Origin of the sequence: Undibacterium sp. Rencai35W (genome assembly GCF_049340185.1) — a bacterium.
GTDB lineage: Bacteria > Pseudomonadota > Gammaproteobacteria > Burkholderiales > Burkholderiaceae_D > Undibacterium.
In genome coordinates, this window is record NZ_JBMPPC010000001.1 from 26,241 (window position 1) to 46,994 (window position 20,754).

Genomic DNA, 20,754 nt, shown 5'->3' on the forward strand with positions numbered 1-20,754 from the left:
TGCCACATTGATCAAGAGAAGGAAGAATTATGTCACAAGCTAACGACATTCAAGCAAACACAGTCGCATCTGCAACTGTAACAACCACAGCACCTGCAACGCCGCCAGCCAAGCCTAATGAGTTTAATCTGATTTGGCTCGATATGGAGATGACCGGGCTAGACCCGGATAATGATCGTATCATTGAGGTCGCCGTGGTCGTCACTGATATGCAACTGAATGTCCTGGCTGAGGGACCGGTATTTGCGATTCATCAGCCAGACGAGATTATGGACAAGATGGATGCCTGGAACAAAGGAACGCACGGTCGCTCCGGCTTGATTGATCGTGTAAAAGCCTCGACAGTATCCGAGGCAGATGCAGAAAAAGAACTAATCGCTTTTCTAAAACAATATGTCCCGGCCGGCAAATCGCCGATGTGCGGCAATTCGATCTGTCAGGACCGGCGTTTTATGGCACGTGGTATGCCGAAGCTGGAAGCTTTTTTTCATTACCGAAACCTGGACGTCTCTACATTAAAAGAACTCTGCAAGCGCTGGAAGCCAGCCATTGCCAGCGGTTTTAAGAAACATCAGAAGCATACGGCGATGGCCGACATCATTGAGTCGATCGAAGAGCTCAAATACTATCGCGAGCACTTCATCAAAGAGTAGTTTAAGAATCACTTTTTAAGCGCTGCTCACATCTACCCGGGGCAAACCATCCCATGCCTAGATCAAAACAGCAAAATGGTGAATCATCTGATGAGTACGCCAGTGCGGCTCATCAGTGTGATCCGGTCATTGATATCGTCCGCCTGGAAGCGATGTGCGTTGCGCACGAAAGCTTCCGGACGGCGGTCGATGGCATGATGCAAAGGCTGATTGACCGGGGGCTTGCTCCGATTGAGGAGGCTCGATATGCCTGGTCATCAGGGTATCGTGACGATGTTAAAGCGACATTTCATACTCTGCGCGGCACGCTAGGTACACTCGGTGCAACAGATTTTCAGAACGCGGCTTACCAAATCGAGATGGCGATCCAAGACGGGCAGGATCAGCAAATGCCTGTTCTTCTGGATACCGCTGCACAATGTTTGCAAGTTGTGATTAACGCTGCAAGGCAATGGCCGCAGCGCTTATCGGTAGATGTGGGCAATCAGGGAAGTTTTGGGCATGCTCTTGCTACAGAGTTACCTGACAGGTCAGGGATTCAGGATTTGCAAGAACTGAAACTGCTTCTCGCACAAAAAAATATGCGTGCTTGTGACGTGTACCTTCAGTTGCGGCCTGCGTTGTCGGCGTCTTACTCCGAAACTGTCATGCGCGATGCCGACCAAGGCATGCAAAACCTGGATTTTGTCCGCGTAGCCGCCTTACTTGCCTGATATCGCAACTTCATCGTTGAGTTGATTCGCATCAGAGCAAGATGCTCGCTTCACATTATCACGTTATTTGATTGCGCAGATTACATTGATGGTATCGATCGCATAGGCCACATAAATTGCATGGACCGCATAAATTGCATCAATCGAATTGATTCTGTCGTTATTGAGATTTACGTTCTGGAATAGGGAATTTCGCAGTAATTCTGGCGCCTTGTCCAAGCCTGCCATCAATATCAATCGTACCGCCATATAAGCTTGTCACTAGATTGTAGACCGTGTACATCCCAATACCTGAGCCGCCTCGTCCGGCTTTGGTTGTAAAAAACGGATCAAAAATACGTAGCTTAATATCGTCCGAGATGCCGACGCCATTATCTTCAAAACTCACGGTGAAATGATGGTCGGTATGTCGTGCACAGATACGCATGGTGCCCGCTTCGCGATCAGGGAAGGCGTGGGCGATGGAGTTGGTGATCAGGTTAGTGATAATTTGTTCGAGCGGGCCGGGAAAACTATCGATGATGATGCCGGCCGGAATATCAATTTCCACACTGTGCGATGTGGTCTTGAGCATCGGTCGTAAAGTGCTGACTGTATGCGACACAATATCCAGCAGGTCGAATTCACAACGCCGGTCACTGCTTTGATCAACGGAGACCTGTTTGAAGCTTTCGATTAGAGAATACGAACGTTCTGACGCTCGCTCGATCAAGGCGCTGCTTTCGCGGCAATACGTAATGAATCCGTCTAGGGTTGACCTGGAAATTTTACCGGCGCTCAGATCATCCGCCAGTTGCTCCACACGATCCAGCAGGGATGCCGAAACAAGGCGCATATTGCTAAGCGGTGTATGGAGCTCATGCGTGATACCGGCGACGAGACTGCCCAGTGAGGCCATTTTTTCTTGTTGCACTACATGATCCATGGCTTGTTGCAATTCCGCCGTACGTTCAGCCACTCTGGCTTCTAATGTGCGATTTGCTTCCTCAATCCGCTCCGCCTGAAACTTTAACATCAGATGTGTCTGAACCCTGGCTCTGACCACCGTTGCATTGACGGGTTTTGAGATAAAGTCCACGCCACCTGCGGACAGGCCAATCGCTTCTTCTTCGGGATTGCTTTGGCCGGTAACAAAAATCAGAGGGATGTCGGCAGTTAGCGGATTCGCCTTGAGGCGTCTGCAGACCTCAATTCCGCTCAGGTCCGGCATCAGGACGTCAAGCAAGATCAGGTCAGGATGCGTTTCCTGGCAGAAGGCAAGCGCCTGCTCGCCACTGGTCGCCATGAAAACATCATGGTCTTCTGAAAATATCTGGTAAAGCACCTGAATGTTCATGGGCTGATCATCAACTACCAGTAGTCGAAATCGCTTCGCAGGATGCTTGCCATGTTGTTTTAATAGACGGTACATTCTTCAGTCTCAGTCATGCAATCAGATCGTTGCCCGTCGGGCATTTTGTATCTGTCTGGCAAGCTTACACTGATGCTGTAAAGAAAATCGTCAAACACTGTTAAACCTGTTTTATTTGCCAACACATTGAATTTATTGGTTTTATTTATGTTTTCAGGTGCTATTCATGTTGTTTGATGATGCAAAATATGGCAATCGTCTGGTGTCATGAAATGGCTCAGCGGATGATTTGAGGTCTGAGTGTCATTTGCCGATTTCTAGCAAATGTGGATAGAAACGGGGTTGCGTCCCTTTAAAACGCTTAATTAAAATTTGAAATAAAAAAGCCTCGATATCGATCGAGGCTTTTTCACATACTGCTTAGGAGTATTGTTTTAACACGCAATCAAATTAAGCGGGTCAAGCACTGTTTTAGTACATACTCCCTATGCGGCATGTTTTTTAAACACCCAGTAACTCAACTTCAAAAATCAAAGTGGCATTTGGTGGAATCACGCCACCAGCGCCGCGCGGGCCGTAGCCCAGTGATGACGGGATCGTCAGTACACGTGTGCCACCGATTTTCATGCCTTGTACGCCTTCATCCCAGCCTTTAATGACATGACCTGCGCCTAACGGGAAGGAGAACGGGTCATTACGGTCTTTGCTGGAGTCGAATTTTTTACCGGCGCTGCCATCGGGATTTTGCAACCAGCCTGTGTAGTGCACAACAACGTGGTCGCCCGCAGTTGCTTCTGCGCCTTCGCCAAGGACTTTATCTTCGTATTGCAAGCCGGATACGGTAGTAGTAGTGGACATGAGATTTCCTTCAATGTTGATCAAAAAACTGGCGCAATTGTACCCAAATTCTGCGCATGAATTCGCTACGCACCCATAAATCCAGTCTGAGCCGGTTAAATATTCGTTGATTTTTATCAAAAACAGGTAAAAAGCCGGTCAGAAGCGGGAAGAAAGCTGTAGTAATTAACAGCTTGTCACGATGCGACTGCGTCTGGCAGGTTAAAATACGGTAACTCATTTTAGAACTCAGTCAAAACCGCCGCACTGCTGTTACAGCGCCTTACCGCAGCGTAATCCCGTATAGCCAATTGCCTTGGTGATTACTTATTGCGGCAACAGTTTTGCGTAAGTTCTATTTATCTTTTCCCTCATTGCAAAGCGGTAGAAATTCATGCGTAGTCGTTTTTTGTGTGTGCTGTTGTCCTTATCCTCCGTCCTCATTTCACAAGCAGAAGCCAGTGTGGTCGTGATTCTGAATTCGCGTGATGCAACCGTGAGTTTGCTGGATCAGGATACGCAAAAAGAAATCAGCACTTTTCCTATCGGTAAAGAGCCGCATCATCTGATGGCGACACCCGACAACAAGTCATTAATCGTCGCAAATGCGGTGGGCGATGAGCTGGTATTTCTCGATCCTAAAACGGGGCAAATCCAGCGCCGTATCAAGGATATCGCCGATCCTTATCAAATCGGTTTTTCTCCCGATCAAAAATGGTTTGTCTCCAATTCACTGCGCCTGGATCGCGTCGATTTTTATAAATACGACGGCAAGGATCTGACCCTGGTTAGCCGGGTCCCCCTGGCAAAATTGCCGAGCCACATGGCATTCGACGCTGCCAGCACGACGGTGTTTATTACGCATCAGGGGAGTGACCAGGTTTCTGCAATTGATCTGGCAACGCAAAAAGTGAAGTGGACGATCCCGGTTGGCAAGCTGCCTGCCGGTATTGCGATGACACCTGATGATAAATATTTGTTAGTCGGCATTATGGGTAGCGATTACGTCGAAGTCATTGACTGGCATACTCAAAAAACCGTGAAGCGTATCAAGGCCGGTGCGGGTACGCATAATTTCCGCGCATTGGGTGATAAGCGTCATGTGTTCGTTTCAAACCGGGTTTCAAACACGATCAATATCATTGATCAGGTCACTTTAGAGAATGTTGGTACGATTGCTGTCCCTGGTGGACCTGACTGCATGGAGCTCAGCGATGATGGTAAAACCCTCTGGGTAACTTTGCGCTGGATTAAAAAGGTGGCTGTCATTGACGTGCCGTCGAAAAAAGTCATCAAGCTGATTCCGGTCGGACGTTCTCCACACGGTGTGTATTTCATTAATCATGCGTCCCGCATGTAAATCTGGTTGCTTGATGGCAATCACTGCGGCGCTCCCTGTCCTTGCTGTTGCAGTGGGCGCAAGCATATCGCTGCTTCTGTCTGCGGACGCAATTTCAGCAACTTCAGCAACCACGCTGGTACCCGCATGCAAGGGTAAGATTTATCTGACTTTTGATACTGGCAGCCAGTCTCAGGCAGAGTTAATCGCCACGAGTTTGCGTCGCCACCAGATCAAAGCAACTTTTTTTCTGGCGAATGAAAAAACCGTGAACGGTGATTATTCACTGGATCCGGCATGGGGCGCGTATTGGAAGCAGCTCGTCGCTGACGGGCATGCGTTTGGTACGCATACCTTCGACCATGTGTATGCCGTGAAAGATCTTGCTGATGGCCGCATTACTGTGAAGCCGCAATTTGGCGCGCAGGCAGGACAACATATTGTCTGGACTGCTCAGCAATACTGCAATGAATTGAAGCGGGTAGATCAGCGCTTTGAACAACTCACGGGCCGTAAGCTGGATCCGTTCTGGCGCGCTCCCGGTGGCAAATTAACCCCGAACTTACTAAAAGCGGGGCAAGCTTGTGCTTATGCCCATGTGGGCTGGGATCCTGCCGGATTCTCCGGTGATGAATTGCCTAGTGAAAAATGGAGTAATCCGGTTTTATTGCAGCGTGTTTTGGGGCAGCTGAAAGACGGCGATATTTTTATGGCACATCTGGGGATCTGGTCGCGCAAGCAGGCATGGATGCCGGAGAACCTGGAGCCGCTGATATCAGGCCTTGAGCAAAAGGGTTTTTGTTTTGCCACCTTACGCGAGCATCCGCTGTACCGGCTGAAGTCAGCGAATCAGACTAATTGAATGTCGCTCTTACGCAAAGACAAAACCTTTAGGCGATAGCAAAAACGACATATCGGTGAGTCGCTAGAGGAAGCGGTTTAATCGGGTGTTGATCGCAGTTGTCAGAATGAATCCGTAAGCTGGACGCGCCTGTCAGCCTGAAATGCCTCTAGAAGCCGCATGTACGTTGCGGATTCAATACGGTAATTTCTAAAAATCTTCATATTAAAAAACACATTGATAGGACATCCAAAAACCAAGTCCTCTCACTGCATAGATAAATACACACGGAGACACGGAGCAAAGGCAGTAGCAGCAGGAGTAAGTGATTCCGTGAAATATCGATGTAAGGATTTTTAGGCGTTCCCTCCGGAGAGCTTCACAAAGTCGCCTTGACTCCGTTTATGTTGCTCCTGAACTGAATCAAATCAACAAAATACTGTCGAATACAGCGTGACTCAGGGGTTACAGGTAAGATTCATTCATGATGCTGATTGACAGACCAGCCTTGGCGTTTTGACCGGTTACAAAGTAACTTACTAATTTTTCCGAATTTCTTTAATTAGCTTTCACCTCATGATTTTTTCAGACGCATTTGCCTGGTTACAGGCATGGATTTTTGAATCACTGGTTCAACCCTTTGTCTTTTATGCCGGGCTGGGCGAGTTCACAGAACAGGCATTTGAAGGTGTTGAATGGTTCCTGATCGGTATCTGTGAATTGCTCGTACTGTATATGATTTTGCGTCCTCTGGAGGCGTGGATTCCGGTGCATCGTTTTACGGATTCGTACGCGCGCTGGAATGATTTCATTTATACCGCCTTACATCGTCTGGGCGTATTTACGCTGCTGATATTTTTTGTTCTTGATCCTGTTCTGGATGCATTCACAGGCATGCTGAGGCTGGAAGGGATGAACCCGTTTAATCTGGAAAATCTCTGGCCGGATATGAATAACCATCCGGTGCTCGTATTTATGCTGTATCTGGTGGTGTTGGATTTTTTTGATTATTGGTATCACCGTGCTGAACATCAGTTTGACTGGTGGTGGGGACTGCATAGCCTGCATCATAGTCAGCGCAATATGAATCTGTGGAGCGATAACCGTAATCACTTGTTTGACGACTTTTTACGTGATGTCTACATGGGACTGATCGCGATTGCGATTGGCGTACAGCCGACCCAATATGCTTTGCTGGTCGTGGTGTCACGCATGATACAGAGTTTGCAGCATGCCAATATCCGTGTGCATTTTGGCGTAATAGGTGAGCGTTTGCTGGTCTCGCCGCGTTATCATCGCGCCCATCATGCGATTGGTATTGGTCACGAATCGAGAGGTGAGGGGACACTTGGCGGGCATAATTTTGCAGTACTGTTCCCTGTCTGGGACATCGTATTTGGCACGGCTTTATTCAATCAAGAATTTTATATGACCGGTATCCGTGATCAGTTGCCACCGCCGGAAGGCAGTGCGCGCGAATATGGTCGCGGCTTCTGGTCGCAGCAGATATTGGGATGTAAACGGATGCTGGGCTTGGATGGACATCTGAGCAAACAAGTCCATACGCAAGTTCAGCAAGCTCAGCAAGTCCACAAGCATATTAGTCAGGAGCATTCTTGATGCGTCGTCTGTTGAGTGTAGGTAGCGCCCTGGGGCGTGCGTTTGTCGGTCAGTTTCATCCGCGTATGCTGATGCTTACTATCCTGCCTTTGATTATCTCCATCTTGTTATGGGGCGGGCTGATGTGGTGGGGACTGCAATCAATGATCGATTATATTCAAGCAGCTTTGATGGAACATGACGGCTTTCGTATTGCCGGAGATTTTCTTGCTCTGTTAGGCGCATTAGCGCTGAAAGCAGTGCTGGCGCCGTTGCTGGCGATGTGGTTGCTGTTACCGCTGATGATCGTGACGACCTTGATGTGTATCGGTGTATTTGCGATGCCGATGATTTCCCGTCATGTGCAGCGACGCCAGTATCCGGCTATGGAGGCGCGTCATGGCGGTTCTTTGCTCGGCAGCCTCTGGCATGCGGTTTCCTCTTTTTTGATTTTTATCGTGTTGTGGGTGCTTGCCTTGCCCCTGTTATTTGTTCCCGTCGTGAATGTGGCCGTGCATGCCGTATTGTGGGGTTGGTTGACTTACCGGGTCATGGCCTATGACGCTTTGGCTGAACATGCGGATGCGGACGAGCGGATTGCTCTCCTGCGCACGCATCGCTGGTCTCTGCTGCTGATTGGTACGATTACGGGAGCACTCGGTGCAGCGCCTAGTATGATGTGGCTCGGTGGCGTACTGGCCGTCGTCTTTCTTCCTGTGATGGCGGCGGTAGCCGTATGTTTGTATATTTTAATTTTTGTATTTAGCGGATTGTGGTTTCAGTATTATTGCCTGGATGCCCTGACACAATTACGTGCAAAACCCCTCTGAAGGAGACTCTTATGGCTATTGGTGTCATCATTATCGGCGATGAGATTTTGTCAGGCAAACGCGCTGACAAGCATCTTTCCAAAGTGATTGAGTTGCTGGCGGAGCGTGGTTTGCAATTAGACTGGGCTGAGTATATCGGTGACGACCGAGCCAGAATCACGGCGACGTTGGCACGTTCATTTGCGAATAACGATATCGTATTCAGTACCGGTGGGATTGGTGCTACGCCCGATGATCATACGCGTCAATGTGCCGCCGCTGCTTTGGACGTGCCCCTGGAATTGCATCCCGAAGCGAAGCTGCTGATACAGCAACGTATCACTGACATGCTGATTGAGGCTGGCAAGCCAGTGGAACTCGATACGCCAGAAAACCTGCATCGCCTAAAAATGGGTGAGTTTCCGCAAGGTGCTCAGATCATTCCTAATCCTTATAACAAAATTCCTGGTTTTGCGATTCAGAATCATTATTTTGTCCCCGGTTTTCCTGTGATGGCCTGGCCTATGATTGCCTGGGTGCTGGATACCCATTATTCGCATCTGTTTCACCAGCATGCCCGTGAGGAAAAATCTGTTCTGGTATTCGAGGCGATGGAGTCAACACTGACGCCGATGATGGAGGCTTTAGAGGCAGAGTACCCATTGATCAAAGTGTTCAGCCTGCCGAGCGTGGGCAATCATCAGATCCGCAAGCATATTGAGCTGGGCGTCAAAGGTGATCCTAAACAGGTGGATGCCGCGTTTGAGCAGATGTTACGCGGTCTGGATGGTTTCAATGCTGAGTATGTGCCTGCTTAATGTACCTACTTAACGTAGTGATCAGGTTACAGACAACAAACTACAACCGATTCAATAATAAGTAAGCCAATCAAGTAAGTCCATGAAATAAATACTTACGAATTAAGCGTGCAAATTAAGACCATGCCAAAAATAAAATTTACTTTATTTTCGATCCGAGATTTATTGATCGCTTTTGGACCGATAACGCTGATGGTATTGCTGGTCTGCGGACTCGGCTATTGGCTGGTCGATCCGGCGCCGCCACGCACGATTGATTTTGCGACGGGGCAGGAAAATAGCGCTTACCAGCGGTTTGCAAGGCAATATGCCGATGAGCTAGCGAAGAACGATATTACGATTCACTTTCAGGAAACTCAGGGCTCGCAAGAGAATTTGCAAAAAATCAGTGATCCTGATTCAGAGATTGAATTAGGTTTTGTACAAAGCGGTTCTACCAACGAGGCAGAGGCAGAAGAGAAAGGCCTGATCTCTCTGGGAAGCTTATTTTATGAGCCGATCTGGATTTTTTATCGCGGTAATAAAGAGATTACCAGTCTGGCGCAATTCAAAGCTAAGACGGTGAATGTTGGACCCGATGGCATGGGTGTTGCACGATTATTCAAACAGATTTTGTCTGTTAATGGCATGGAAGAGTCGGATGTTCACCTGAGCAGTCTTGAGAATACACCTGCAACCGTCGCGCTACTGGATGGTAAGGTTGATGTGCTGGTATTCAGTTCTGCATCCGATTCGCCATTGCTGCAAATGTTGTTGCAAACACCGGGAATCAGGCTGTTTGATTTTGTCCAGGCAGAAGCTTATACACGCCGCTTTCCCTTCCTTTCACACGTCGTTCTGCCGCGCGGTATTGTCGATTTAGGGAAAGATATTCCCTCTCGTGATTATCATTTGATTTCTCCGACGGCGACGATGGTGGCTCATGAGAGTCTGCATCCAGCGTTGATCAGTCTGTTGCTACAAGCCGCACAAAAAATCCACGGTGGAACCGGATGGTTTCGTAAGCAAGGTGAATTTCCTTCGGATAAATATACCGAAATTCCCGTCGCTGCCCAGGCAGAAAAATTTTATAAAAACGGCCCGCCATTATTGCAGCGTTACCTGAGTTTTTGGCTGGCCAATTTTATTGAACGCATGTGGGTCGTACTGGTTGCCTTGGGCGCATTGATACTGCCCTTGTCAAAGATTATTCCTCCGTTGTATGTCTGGCGCATACGCTCGCGTGTATATCGCTGGTATGGCCAGTTACGTCTGGTCGAGCAGGCGATTGAGGAGTTGAATCCGGCGCAGCGTCAGGAAGTCTGTGCGGTGCAGTTGAAAAGACTGGATGAGATCGAAGAAAAGGTGAATCGCATATCCATCCCCTTGTCTTATGCGGAGGAATTATACGGCTTGCGCAGCCATATTAATTTTGTGCGCAAGCGTGTAGAAAATTTGCGTCAGATGGATAAGCCTGTTCCGGCTTGAGGGTAATCACTGCCCGCTGCTTATTCTGTTCTTATTTTGTACTTATTTTTTACTTATTTAGTGCTGATTCATCACTTCGTTATTGTCACTTAATTATTGATTGCTCGATGATTCAGCAGTACTTGATTCCTGTTGCTTGCCCGGTAATGTGAACCAGAATGTCGTACCCAGACCTTCGGTTGAGGTAAAACCAATTTGCCCGTTCATTTTTTCTAGCAAGGTTTTGGTGATATTCAAACCTAGGCCCGTACCGCCTTGCTGGCGCAGGTTTGTACCATCTGCCTGTGCAAATTTACCAAAAATCCTCTCACGGAAATGCAGAGGAATACCTGCACCATGATCTTCGACTTCAACTCTGAATAAGTGCTCATGAGTCTGGACGCGTATCTGGACTACGCTGTTCGCCGGTGCAAATTTGGCGGCATTCGATAAGAGATTCGCAAACACCTGCAACAGCCTGTCGACGTCAGCGTTGACAAGCGCCTCAGTCAGATTGGTCTGAAGCTCATAACGCACGCCGTAACTGTCAGCATACGCGGCATTCTCTTCTATTGATTGACGAGCAGTGCTGACAATGTCTACCGTCTGCATACGTAAATTCAGTGCGCCTGATTGAATTTTTTCCAGATCCAGAATGTCATTGACGAGGCTGACCAGACGCTGACAATTTTTATGGGCGATCTTGATTAAGTCCAGAGCTTTGCCAGGCAATTCGGCGATCCGTCCTGATTCCAGCAGCCCCAGTGAGCCACGAATCGAGGTGAGCGGCGTTCTTAATTCGTGACTGACTACGGAGATAAATTCTGATTTAAAGCGATCGGCATCTTTGAGCTTGTTACTCTCTCTCAGCAGTAATTCGTTTGCAGCGAGTAATTCGCTAGTGCGCAAAGCAACTTCCTTTTGTAAGGCTGCTTTTTGCTTATGCAGATAATTGACGCGTTGACGGTAAAGTAAAAAGATCAATGCGCATAACGTCAATATTGATGTCACGTAGAACCACCAGGTTTTCCAAAATGGCGGCATGATTGTGACCGGTAATGAGATTCCGTCTTCGTTCCAGACACCATTATTATTGCTGGCTTTGACACGGAAAGTGTACGTCCCAGGGTCAAGATTGGTATAGGTCGCGATACGGTGTGTCGCATCGGTTTCTATCCAGCTCTCGTCAAATCCTTCTAACTTGTAGGCGTATTTATTACTGACCGGATCGGCAAAATGCAATGCCGCAAATTCGATAGAAAAAACGGACTGGCGCCATGACAAACTTAGCGATTTTGGTGCGTATTCTGTGCCGATCAGCTCAATGCCGCCAGCCTGCTTACTTTGCAGTAGCGGCCGGTTGAAAATCGTAATATCAGTGATCGCGATCACCGGAGGCAGGGCATTCACCTGCACATGTCTTGGTGAGACCGATGTCATTCCTTTATAGCCGCCGAAATATAAAGTTTCGCCGTCTTTAAAAAAAGACCCATCATAAAAGCGTCCGTCGGTGATGCCATCTGACGAGAAGTAATTGTTGGCCTGACCGGTTCTTGGGTTGAACTGGGCCAGACCTGTCTGGTTGGCAATCCATAATATGCCGTCGTCATCACCGATGATGGCGCCATACTGGCTGACCTGCACGCTGCTGTCCTGTGGATTATATGAAACGAACTTGATGTTGCCGTTCGCTTGTATGAGCACCTTGCTGAGCCCGAGTAAGGTACTGATCCACAACTGTCCTTGTTTGTCCTCAAATAGGCCGCGCACATCATTGCTGAGGAGACTGTTGATGTTTTCCGGATCATGTAAAAAATGATGGAATTTTCCGCTTATCGGATCGAGCATGTCGAGTCCGCCGCCGTTAAATCCGCTGACCCACAGACGCCCGGCTTTGTCCTCAAGAATGAAGTTGGTGTAATTGACCGAACGGCTGTCTGGATCGGCCATGTCATGCTTATAGTATTTAGTGGCACCGTTCTTGATGTCGTAGCGTATCAATCCTCCCTCCGTACCTAACCAGAGTATGTCGCCCCGGCCCGGAACGATTTTGCGGACGATATCTGTCAGGCGAGAGTCGAAATGCACCGTGCTGTAGCGCCCGTTTATCGGATCCCTCCAGCTTAGTCCTGCAGACGTTCCTATCCATAAGGGACCATTCGGTTGCTGATATAGGCTAGCAACATTATCTGTCGGTAAAGACAGCGGATCTTTTGCGTCATGCTTAAAGCTGCTGATGATTTTGTTTTGATCAGGATTAAATAGCAGCAATCCGTTTCCCATGGAGCCTAGCCAGAGATGGCCTTGGCCGTCGCTGGCGATACTGCCAACGGCATTATTAAATACATCGTTTTTGGCATCGGGAGGTCTTGGGAAAAAACGTTGAAACCCTCGGTTAGCCAGATCAACCCGGTTGACTCCTGAGCGCCATACACCAACCCACAAGGTATCGGAGTTATCTTGATTGATGAGCGTGACGGCGCCGTTTGGCAAACCATACGGATCACTTGACCAGTATTCGTAAGCGCTTAGTTTTTGGGTATTTTTGTCCCAATACGATAAGCCGGCTTCGGTGCCTATCCAGAGCGTTGAAGCGCTATCTTCAAAAAAAGTCCTGACCGTATAGTCCTCAATACCCTGTGGTTTATCGAGATGTTTTCGTTCTGACCAGGGGGCTCCCGGTTTCCACACAAAAATGCCATCACTGGATCCTATCCACAGCACTTGTTTACGGTCTACATAGACCGCCCGGACATTATTGGATTTGGAATTCGATTTCAGTCCTGGATCCAGAATGTAATGCTGGAAGCTGTCGGAACCGGATGCCAGATAATCGACACCGGAAGATTCTGTAGCTATCCACAGGCCTTGTTTGGCATCAAGGTGGATATCGTTCAATATGTCGCCAGAGATGCTGTCTTCTTTGTCGTTGTTATGAACGATATTTTTAAAAATACCGGTTTTGGGATTGAAGTGTTGTAAGCCATCTTTACTCAATATCCACATGGCGCCTTTACCATCACCAATGATTTTGACGATGGCTTTGTGCAGCGCCACTCGTTCTGAACCAGCGACAGGCGAGAATATTTTAAAACCATTGATTTCAGGATCAAACCTGGCAATCCCGTCGTTAGTACCGACCCAGACCTGACTTTGTTCGTCTTCATAGATTGCATTGATGCGATCAGCGGTCAGGCTATGCGGATTATTGCTATCGTGTTTGTAATTGATCGCCTTATAGCCGTCAAACCGGTATAAACCAATATAGGAGCCTATCCAGATATAGCCATGCTTGTCTTGAATCAGGGAAGTAATGGCATTTTCAGGCAGTCCGGGCGCAAGTTTGGTGATGTTCTCAAACCTCATGGAGCGCGAAGGGAGGGCATCGGCGCTGCTGCTAAAAAGCAGGCAAAAGATTATTAAAAATAGTCCGGAAATAACTGCGGTGCAGCCATGAGAAAAGCAGGTGACGATGTCACGGTCGGATGCGCAATTCAGGGAATTTTTAACTTGCGGAAGCGAACTTACTTTTGCCATAACCTAAATCACGTCATCAACTGCATGGAGGAGGCAGAATGGATCAATATAGTCCGCCTGTCTGGAGCCTCATCATAATCTACATAACTGACTTAAGGCGCGCTCTTCGCAATGTGAATTTGCTACGTGATAGTGAAGGTTGCAAAAAACCAACTTTTATTTTTGATAGCGCAATTTTAAACTTAGCTTGAATGTGGTTGGAATGTGGCTTGCATGAAATTACCTCGTCAAAACCACATAAAAAACAAAGCCAGCTGGCGGCGCTGGCTTTGTATGAGGTTGCTTTGACAGTGTAGACGTTTATTTTTTTCTGGCAATCAGACTGATGATGCCAATGATCAGTAATAAAGGTAACAGAGCCGGGAGGATCGCCAGCAAGATTGCGCCAGCGATGAACGCGAGCAAGGCAATCAAAAAAATGCTGACACCCGCTAATACTATGCCAGTGACACCCAGAGCAAAGAAGGTCGCAATACAGCCGATCACTACACCCCCGATAGCCAGACCAAGACCGGCGATGCCATGCACAGGCTCACCGTCAATGGTGATCGCCGAAGTATCCATAGAGAAATAACTCAGGCAGACCAGTACAAAAAATGCGCTGAGAAGGCTGATAGCGAGGGCGTAGTTGCGTTTTGTGTTTGTCATGATGGCTCCAGTCAAAGTAGGGATTCTGTGGGTACGTCAATATCTGGTGTCGATGACTGCATCATAGGTATGACGACTCAGAGCATCAATACGCTTGCGACAAACTGCAGAAAATGATGGCTCAAGCGAAATATTCGCCTGATGAGCGTAGTCAATATTGGCGGGACGGGGGCTTAGGCGTATCGTTACGGAGGTAATAGAGGTAGGCGGGATAGGGATATCGCCCGGAGCAGGGTATTCGGCCGACTCCGGCGAAATGATGCGGTATCAGCGTAAAGTAGCAATCACTGGTGCATGATCAGAGGGTTGCTCCCACTTGCGCGGTACCTTGTCGATGACGCAAGCGGTGCAGCGGCTTGCCAATGGTTCAGACAGCAGGATATGGTCAATTCGTACGCCTTTGTTGAGGCGAAATCCTAACTGACGGTAATCCCACCAGCTGAATGATTTTTCTGCTTGCTCGAACATCCGGAAGCTATCTTTCAGTCCTAAGTCAATTAATGCCTGCAAAGCAGCTCTCTCTGGCGGTGATACCAGGTTCATGCCTTCCCATGCAGCCGGATCATGTACGTCTCTGTCTTCCGGCGCGATATTGTAGTCACCCAGTAAAGCGAGCTCAGGGTGTTGCTGTAGTTCTTGCTGCACCCACTTTTTTAAAGCCTCCAGCCAGCTTAATTTATAAGGATACTTCTCTGAATCGAGTGCTTGTCCGTTCGGGACGTAAGCGCAGATGATGCGCATGCCAGCAATGGTGGCGGCGATGATTCTTTGCTGCTCATCTTCAAAGAGAGGATTGTTTTTTTGTACGTCACTGATAGGGTGGCGCGACAGAATCGCCACGCCGTTATAAGTTTTCTGTCCGGTAAACGCAACCTGATAACCCGCGGCCTCAATTTCAGCCTGAGGAAATTTATCGTCGGTCAGTTTGGTTTCCTGTATGCAGAGGACATCAACAGGATTCGTTTCTAGCCACGTAAGCACTTGCGGTAAACGTACTTTCAAGGAGTTGACGTTCCAGGTAACTAATTTCATGTAGGTATATCCTTTGATCTCTCAGACGGAGAGCTTTTCATGTTGTTCAGTAAAAATGTTATTTAAGTTTAGCAGACCTGAGAGTGTTGTCAGACTGCGCTACTAGTCGCTGCCCAAATAAAAAAGCGTGTGCTGACAGGTCAGCACACGCTCATATCGACGATTTCGTCTACAACAAATTAGCCAGCGCGATTGATCAAGAATGCTGTCAGCATCGGTACCGGGCGGCCGGTAGAACCTTTGGCTGCGCCCGATTTCCATGCGGTACCTGCGATATCCAGGTGCGCCCAAGTGTATTTTTTGGTGAAGCGCTCAAGGAAGCAAGCGGCAGTAATACTGCCACCAGCCGGACCGCCGATGTTCGCCATATCAGCAAAATTCGATTTCAGTTGCTCGTTGTAAGCTTCTTCAATCGGCATGCGCCATGCGGTATCGCCTGTTTGTTTGCCAGCAACCAGCAATTCTGCAGCGAGTTTGTCATGAGCATCGTCGTGACGTGTAAACAAGCCGGTATTGTGATGACCTAAGGAGGTAACGCATGCGCCAGTCAGTGTCGCCACATCGACAACGGCGGCAGGCTTGAAGCGTTCTACATACGTCAGTGCGTCACATAAAATCAGACGACCTTCAGCATCGGTGTTCAAAATCTCGATAGTCTGACCAGACATGGAGGTCACGATGTCGCCAGGACGTGTTGCGCTGCCAGAAGGCATATTTTCGCAAGTAGGAACGACGGCGATGACATTCAGTTTTAATTTCATTTCGCCGATAGCGCGCATGGTACCGATGACGGAGGCTGCACCGCCCATGTCGTATTTCATCTCATCCATACCCGCGCCAGGCTTGAGGGAGATACCACCTGAGTCAAATGTAATCCCTTTACCAACCAGCACAGTCGGTGCGTCTTTGGCTTTGCCGCCCATATGTTTCAGGACGATGAATTTCGGCGGTTCATCTGAGCCGTTTGTCACCGACAGGAAACTATTCATTTTGAGCGCCTGCAATTGCTTGCGATCCAAAATTTCTATGCCCATTTTGTATTCAGTAGCGATTTTTTTCGCGGTTGTTGCCAGATAGGTCGGTGTGCAGACATTCGGTGGCAAATTGCCCAGCTCTTTTGTCAGATCCATGCCATTCGCCAGCGCGACGCTTTGCGTCAGGGCGTGCTTAGCGGCAGTTGCCTCTGTGGCTGCAACGCCGATTGCAATTTTCTTGACACCGGTGCTACTAGTATCTTTTTTGCTTTTTAAACCGTCAGCGCGGAAAATCGATTCGCGGAATGCCAGAACCGCCGTGCGGACAGACCATGCCGCGTCACGTTCTTTTACGGCTGGTAACGCCAAAGTCGCATCATTGGCACCCAGACCGGAGAGTGCGCGGGCCGCCGCCTGAACGGCTTGTGAGTAGGCTTTTTCAGAAACAACAGCCGCTTCTTCGCCCAGACCGACCAGCAAAACACGGTCAGCAGCAACGTCAGCGACGTTGCGTAACAACAAGGAGGAGCCGATCTTGCCAGTAATATCGCCTGATTTCAGGGCAGCGGCGATTTCGCCTTTTTTGTCCAACGCGGCAGCGGATGACGATAATTTTTTGTTTTCGAATACGCCTACAACTACGCAACCAGTTTTGGTGGCATTCACAGTGCTTTTGGCGTCGAATGTTTTTATGCTAAAGTCCACGTATTACTCCTCTTTGTAAGTCTCGTAAAACCGACATTATAACCCTCCATGATTTTTCAGCGCGCGCTTCGACGTGAATTACTCAGTGCCGCAGGTGCTGTTTTTACGATTCTGTTCACAATTACCATCACATTTATGTTGATCAAAATCCTCGGCCAGGCCGCAGGAGGCAAGGTTGCATCGGCTGACGTAATTGCTCTGATCGGCTTTTCAGTATTGCAGTATTTGCCAGTCTTGTTCATTTTGACCGGGTTTATTTCGGTTTTAATGGTGGTTACCCGAACTTACCAAGACTCAGAAATGGTGGTCTGGTTTGCCTCTGGACTCAGTTTGTCTAAATGGATCGCACCGGTTCTACGCTTTGGCATGCCCATGGTCATTCTTACCGCCTTACTGAGTTTTGTTGCGACACCTTGGGCAAACCGCCAAAGCGCCGAATTCAGGGAGCGTTATGAAAAGCGCGAGGACATTGCCAAGGTCTCGCCGGGTAAGTTTCAGGAGTCTGCATCGTCTGACAGAATCTTTTTTGTCGAAGAAGTCGCCGGGGATTTGAGCAAAGTACAGAATATTTTTATTAATACCTTCCGCAATGGCCGCTCCAGTGTGGTCGTTGCAAAAGAAGGGAAAATCGAAATAGATGCGCGTGGCGATAAATTTCTGGTCATGAGTCAGGGGCGTCGTTACGATGGCTTGCCGACGGAACCTGATTTTCAGATGATGCAGTTTGAACGTTACGGGATTCTGGTATCCGGACAAACCAAAGCCACTGCCGGTGATAAATCCGCGAAGTCACTGAGCCTGCAAGAGCTCTTGCAAGATCCGAATAATTTTAATCGCGGTGAATTGTTGTGGCGGATTTCGCTTCCTTTGATGTGTCTCGTATTGCTGTTGCTGGCAATACCGCTAGGCTTCGTGAATCCAAGGGTAGGGCGTTCTGCGAATGTGATCGTGGCATTGCTGTTGGTCGTGCTATATCTGAATCTGGTGAATATTATGCAGGCTGCGGTGGTGCAGGAGCGATTTAGCTTTGGTAATTCTTGGTGGCCGATTCACTTATTTGCAGCCGTTGTGGTGATTTTGCTATTCGCCTGGCGTCTGTACGTGAATAGTCATTATCATCCGCTGGTACTGTGGTCCAAATTGAAGTGCGTTATGCGCGGTAAAGATACGAAAGCGAAGTGCGCATCATGAGAGTCTTGCAACGTTATTTTAGTGTCGAAATTATCCGCGCTGTCTTGTTTGTGATGCTGGCATTGCTGGCATTGTTTGCCTTCTTTGATCTGATGGGCGAACTGCAATCCGTCAACAAAGGTGGCTATCGCCTGCAGCATGCTTTGTTGTATGTGGCCTTGGGATTGCCGGGCTATATCTATGAATTCATGCCCATTGCCGTGTTGATCGGGACGATTTATGTGCTGGCGCAGTTCGCCTCCAATTCTGAATTTACCATCATGCGTGCGGCCAGTATGTCGACCGTTATGGCAGGTAGTATGTTGGCAAAAATCGGTTTGCTGTTTGTGGTATTAACGTTTGTATTCGGTGAATTCGTTGCACCGATGACGACCAAATTGGCAGAAAAAGTAAAGCTCAATGCGATCGGCGCGTCGCTGGCGCAAGAGTTCAGGACCGGTTTGTGGACCAAGGATCTGGTGCGTGACAATGGTTTGAAGGGCAGTGTGGTCGGCTCACGCTTTTTGAATGTCAAAGAAATTCTCCCTAACAGGCAATTAGTTGGTGTGAAGGTCTATGAGTTCGATAGCCGTTTTAATTTATCGAAAGAAGTGACAGCGGAGCATGCAGAATATATTGGTGACAATGTCTGGCGCTTATCGAATGTAACCCAGACTTCTTTCCCCAAGAGCTTATTGATGCAAGATATTTCGACCGTGGCGAGTATCAAGCTGGCGAGTCTGGATGTGGCTTCTGAAATTACACCCGATATTCTGTCCGTATTATTTGTTGACCCAGACCGCATGTCCGCCTATGACTTGGCGGCTTACACTAAACATTTATCCGACAACAAGCAAGGCACAGAGCGCTATGCCATCGCATTCTGGAAGAAAGTCACCTATCCGTTTGCAATTCTCGTCATGATGGCGCTGGCATTGCCGTTTGCCTACCTGCATGCGCGCAGCGGTGGTATCAGTCTGAAAATTTTTAGCGGGATCATGATCGGGATGGTGTTTTACCTCATGAATAGTTTGTTTTCTCATGTAGGTTTATTAAATACCTGGCCACCCCTAATTACGGCATTGGTACCGAGTATGGTATTTTTATTCATGGCCATGACAGCGCTATGGATGGTAGAGCGAAGATAAGAGAAGATAATGCAAAAAAAAGCACAAATATTATTTGCTCATGGGGCGCGTGATCCACGTTGGGCTGCGCCGTTTGAACGACTGCAAAAACTCACACAAAGCCGGTTGCCAGATGTCACGGTTGCTTTAGCATTCTTGGAATTTATGACGCCGGGTTTGCCTGATCTGGTCGCTCAGTTTGTAGCGAATGGCGTGACGGATATTAGTATTGTGCCGATTTTTTTAGGCCAAGGTGGTCATGTATTACGTGACCTGCCGCTGATTCTTGATGAACTGCGAAATAGTTATCCCTCATTGACGATCAAGGTCGCTGAAGCCGTCGGAGAAAATGCTACGGTGCTGGCGGCCATCAGCGATTATTGTGTCCATGCTTTGTGAGCAGGGCGACAGCTACAGCAATGATGTTTTGAACCTACGGAGCTGGTTTGCGCGCTCGCATCGCTTCACCTATCATCACCAGAACCGGGCCTTCGCAGGCGCTCAGGCCTTGTTCTAGATCACCAAGATTGAGCCGTAAGACGCGTTCGTTTGAACGACTGCAATTTTCGATCACAACAACCGGCATATCGATCGCATAACCTGATGCTAGCAGTCGCTGCGCGGTCAACGCAGCTTCTTTGCCCCCCATATATTGAATGAGCGTATCGCAGTCGGGGATGCGGGTGTCGGCGTTTTCGCCTGGCGCTGTGCTAGAGGTAAAAAACGCTACGCTACGTGCTATGCCGCGTTTAGTGAGCGGTTGTCTGGCGCTTGCGGCAGCGGCAACGGCGGTGGTGATGCCGGGCACGATATCGTAATCGATGCCCGCTTGTTCCATTGCAATTAGTTCTTCATCGGCGCGGCCAAATAACATCGGGTCACCACCTTTAAGGCGAACAACGATGCCATATTGTTGCGCGTAACTCAGGATTTGCTCGTTGATATACGATTGTGCTGCAGAGCGTTGGCCGCTGCGTTTGCCGACGGAGATTTTAACCGCTTGCGGACAAAGCTCCAGCATCTCTGATGTGACCAGCGCATCGTGCAAGACAACTTCTGCCTGCGCCAGAATCCGAGCGCCGCGAACCGTAATCAGGTCAGCAGCGCCAGGGCCAGCACCAATAAGATAGACTTTGCCGCCGGCTTTTTGCATGC

18 protein-coding genes are annotated in these 20,754 nt (G+C 48.5%); 11 read left to right on the forward strand and 7 right to left on the reverse strand.

Annotation, left to right across the window (positions count from 1 at the left end; all coding sequences use genetic code 11):
* Positions 1-29 precede the first annotated feature (29 nt).
* The gene (orn, locus tag ACO0K3_RS00095; protein WP_422980779.1) at positions 30-653 is read left to right on the forward strand and encodes an oligoribonuclease; all 624 of its coding nucleotides are present in this window, start codon (positions 30-32) and stop codon (positions 651-653) included.
* A gap of 53 nt (positions 654-706) precedes the next feature.
* Positions 707-1,366 carry an Hpt domain-containing protein gene (locus ACO0K3_RS00100; protein ID WP_422980781.1) on the forward strand — a complete coding sequence of 220 codons (660 nt, stop codon included), beginning with the start codon at positions 707-709 and terminating at the stop codon, positions 1,364-1,366.
* Between the two features lie 160 nt (positions 1,367-1,526).
* Here the strand turns inward: ACO0K3_RS00100 and ACO0K3_RS00105 are convergent, their stop codons facing one another.
* Entirely contained in the window at positions 1,527-2,777 is a 1,251-nt protein-coding gene (locus ACO0K3_RS00105; protein ID WP_422980783.1) for a sensor histidine kinase, read from the reverse strand.
* A 441-nt stretch (positions 2,778-3,218) separates the two neighbouring features.
* The gene (locus ACO0K3_RS00110; protein ID WP_422960631.1) at positions 3,219-3,575 is read right to left on the reverse strand and encodes an FKBP-type peptidyl-prolyl cis-trans isomerase; all 357 of its coding nucleotides are present in this window, start codon (positions 3,573-3,575) and stop codon (positions 3,219-3,221) included.
* A 373-nt stretch (positions 3,576-3,948) separates the two neighbouring features.
* On the opposite strand from ACO0K3_RS00110, the gene ACO0K3_RS00115 reads away from it, so the two are divergent.
* The 6 genes from ACO0K3_RS00115 (at position 3,949) to ACO0K3_RS00140 (ending at position 10,427) form a co-directional block, all read left to right on the forward strand.
* A complete protein-coding gene (locus ACO0K3_RS00115; RefSeq protein ID WP_422980785.1) occupies positions 3,949-4,914 on the forward strand; it encodes a cytochrome D1 domain-containing protein in 966 nt (321 codons plus the stop codon).
* A gap of 13 nt (positions 4,915-4,927) precedes the next feature.
* A complete protein-coding gene (locus ACO0K3_RS00120; protein ID WP_422980787.1) occupies positions 4,928-5,755 on the forward strand; it encodes a polysaccharide deacetylase family protein in 828 nt (275 codons plus the stop codon).
* Positions 5,756-6,310: 555 nt separating this feature from the next.
* Positions 6,311-7,354 (forward strand): sterol desaturase family protein, encoded by a 1,044-nt coding sequence (locus ACO0K3_RS00125; RefSeq protein ID WP_422980789.1) that lies wholly within the window; start codon positions 6,311-6,313, stop codon positions 7,352-7,354.
* Positions 7,354-8,163, forward strand: a complete 810-nt coding sequence (locus tag ACO0K3_RS00130) for an EI24 domain-containing protein (protein WP_422980791.1) — start codon at positions 7,354-7,356, stop codon at positions 8,161-8,163. The genes ACO0K3_RS00125 and ACO0K3_RS00130 overlap by 1 nt, the downstream gene beginning before the upstream one ends.
* Before the next feature lie 11 nt (positions 8,164-8,174).
* Positions 8,175-8,960, forward strand: a complete 786-nt coding sequence (locus ACO0K3_RS00135) for a competence/damage-inducible protein A (RefSeq protein ID WP_422980793.1) — start codon at positions 8,175-8,177, stop codon at positions 8,958-8,960.
* A 123-nt stretch (positions 8,961-9,083) separates the two neighbouring features.
* Entirely contained in the window at positions 9,084-10,427 is a 1,344-nt protein-coding gene (locus ACO0K3_RS00140) for a TAXI family TRAP transporter solute-binding subunit (RefSeq protein ID WP_422980795.1), read from the forward strand.
* A 93-nt stretch (positions 10,428-10,520) separates the two neighbouring features.
* On the opposite strand, the gene ACO0K3_RS00145 is transcribed toward ACO0K3_RS00140, so the two are convergent.
* The 4 genes from ACO0K3_RS00145 to ACO0K3_RS00160 form a co-directional block, all read right to left on the reverse strand.
* Complete coding sequence (locus ACO0K3_RS00145) at positions 10,521-13,772, reverse strand: two-component regulator propeller domain-containing protein (protein WP_422980797.1); 3,252 nt, start codon at positions 13,770-13,772, stop codon at positions 10,521-10,523.
* Between the two features lie 471 nt (positions 13,773-14,243).
* The gene (locus ACO0K3_RS00150; protein ID WP_422980799.1) at positions 14,244-14,591 is read right to left on the reverse strand and encodes a hypothetical protein; all 348 of its coding nucleotides are present in this window, start codon (positions 14,589-14,591) and stop codon (positions 14,244-14,246) included.
* 267 nt (positions 14,592-14,858) lie between these two features.
* Complete coding sequence (xth, locus tag ACO0K3_RS00155) at positions 14,859-15,623, reverse strand: exodeoxyribonuclease III (RefSeq protein WP_422980801.1); 765 nt, start codon at positions 15,621-15,623, stop codon at positions 14,859-14,861.
* 179 nt (positions 15,624-15,802) lie between these two features.
* Positions 15,803-17,302 carry a leucyl aminopeptidase gene (locus ACO0K3_RS00160; RefSeq protein WP_422980803.1) on the reverse strand — a complete coding sequence of 500 codons (1,500 nt, stop codon included), beginning with the start codon at positions 17,300-17,302 and terminating at the stop codon, positions 15,803-15,805.
* A gap of 48 nt (positions 17,303-17,350) precedes the next feature.
* On the opposite strand from ACO0K3_RS00160, the gene lptF reads away from it, so the two are divergent.
* From lptF to ACO0K3_RS00175, 3 genes are read left to right on the forward strand one after another with little or no spacing between them, the layout of a single operon-like run.
* Entirely contained in the window at positions 17,351-18,493 is a 1,143-nt protein-coding gene (gene lptF, locus ACO0K3_RS00165) for an LPS export ABC transporter permease LptF (protein WP_422980805.1), read from the forward strand.
* Entirely contained in the window at positions 18,490-19,620 is a 1,131-nt protein-coding gene (lptG, locus tag ACO0K3_RS00170; protein WP_422980807.1) for an LPS export ABC transporter permease LptG, read from the forward strand. Before lptF ends, lptG begins: the two co-directional genes overlap by 4 nt.
* A 9-nt stretch (positions 19,621-19,629) precedes the next feature.
* On the forward strand, positions 19,630-19,998 hold the full coding sequence (locus tag ACO0K3_RS00175; RefSeq protein ID WP_422980809.1) for a sirohydrochlorin chelatase: 369 nt from the start codon (positions 19,630-19,632) through the stop codon (positions 19,996-19,998).
* 34 nt (positions 19,999-20,032) lie between these two features.
* Here ACO0K3_RS00175 and cobA read toward each other — a convergent pair whose 3' ends face one another.
* Positions 20,033-20,752: a uroporphyrinogen-III C-methyltransferase gene (cobA, locus tag ACO0K3_RS00180; RefSeq protein ID WP_422980811.1), complete on the reverse strand. Its 720-nt coding sequence runs from the start codon at positions 20,750-20,752 to the stop codon at positions 20,033-20,035.
* Between the last annotated feature and the right edge of the window lie 2 nt (positions 20,753-20,754).

Bases quoted from the DNA above. Each gene is read 5' to 3' on its own strand.
- ACO0K3_RS00175 (WP_422980809.1), top strand. From the start codon at position 19,630: ATGCAAAAAAAAGCACAAATATTATTTGCTCATGGGGCGCGTGATCCA.
- ACO0K3_RS00140 (WP_422980795.1), top strand. From the start codon at position 9,084: ATGCCAAAAATAAAATTTACTTTATTTTCGATCCGAGATTTATTGATC.
- ACO0K3_RS00105 (WP_422980783.1), bottom strand. From the start codon at position 2,777: ATGTACCGTCTATTAAAACAACATGGCAAGCATCCTGCGAAGCGATTT.
- lptF (WP_422980805.1), top strand. From the start codon at position 17,351: ATGATTTTTCAGCGCGCGCTTCGACGTGAATTACTCAGTGCCGCAGGT.
- ACO0K3_RS00100 (WP_422980781.1), top strand. From the start codon at position 707: ATGCCTAGATCAAAACAGCAAAATGGTGAATCATCTGATGAGTACGCC.
- ACO0K3_RS00120 (WP_422980787.1), top strand. From the start codon at position 4,928: ATGGCAATCACTGCGGCGCTCCCTGTCCTTGCTGTTGCAGTGGGCGCA.
- ACO0K3_RS00135 (WP_422980793.1), top strand. From the start codon at position 8,175: ATGGCTATTGGTGTCATCATTATCGGCGATGAGATTTTGTCAGGCAAA.
- ACO0K3_RS00150 (WP_422980799.1), bottom strand. From the start codon at position 14,591: ATGACAAACACAAAACGCAACTACGCCCTCGCTATCAGCCTTCTCAGC.
- ACO0K3_RS00130 (WP_422980791.1), top strand. From the start codon at position 7,354: ATGCGTCGTCTGTTGAGTGTAGGTAGCGCCCTGGGGCGTGCGTTTGTC.
- orn (WP_422980779.1), top strand. From the start codon at position 30: ATGTCACAAGCTAACGACATTCAAGCAAACACAGTCGCATCTGCAACT.
- ACO0K3_RS00110 (WP_422960631.1), bottom strand. From the start codon at position 3,575: ATGTCCACTACTACTACCGTATCCGGCTTGCAATACGAAGATAAAGTC.
- ACO0K3_RS00115 (WP_422980785.1), top strand. From the start codon at position 3,949: ATGCGTAGTCGTTTTTTGTGTGTGCTGTTGTCCTTATCCTCCGTCCTC.
- lptG (WP_422980807.1), top strand. From the start codon at position 18,490: ATGAGAGTCTTGCAACGTTATTTTAGTGTCGAAATTATCCGCGCTGTC.
- cobA (WP_422980811.1), bottom strand. From the start codon at position 20,752: ATGCAAAAAGCCGGCGGCAAAGTCTATCTTATTGGTGCTGGCCCTGGC.
- ACO0K3_RS00125 (WP_422980789.1), top strand. From the start codon at position 6,311: ATGATTTTTTCAGACGCATTTGCCTGGTTACAGGCATGGATTTTTGAA.
- ACO0K3_RS00145 (WP_422980797.1), bottom strand. From the start codon at position 13,772: ATGAGGTTTGAGAACATCACCAAACTTGCGCCCGGACTGCCTGAAAAT.
- xth (WP_422980801.1), bottom strand. From the start codon at position 15,623: ATGAAATTAGTTACCTGGAACGTCAACTCCTTGAAAGTACGTTTACCG.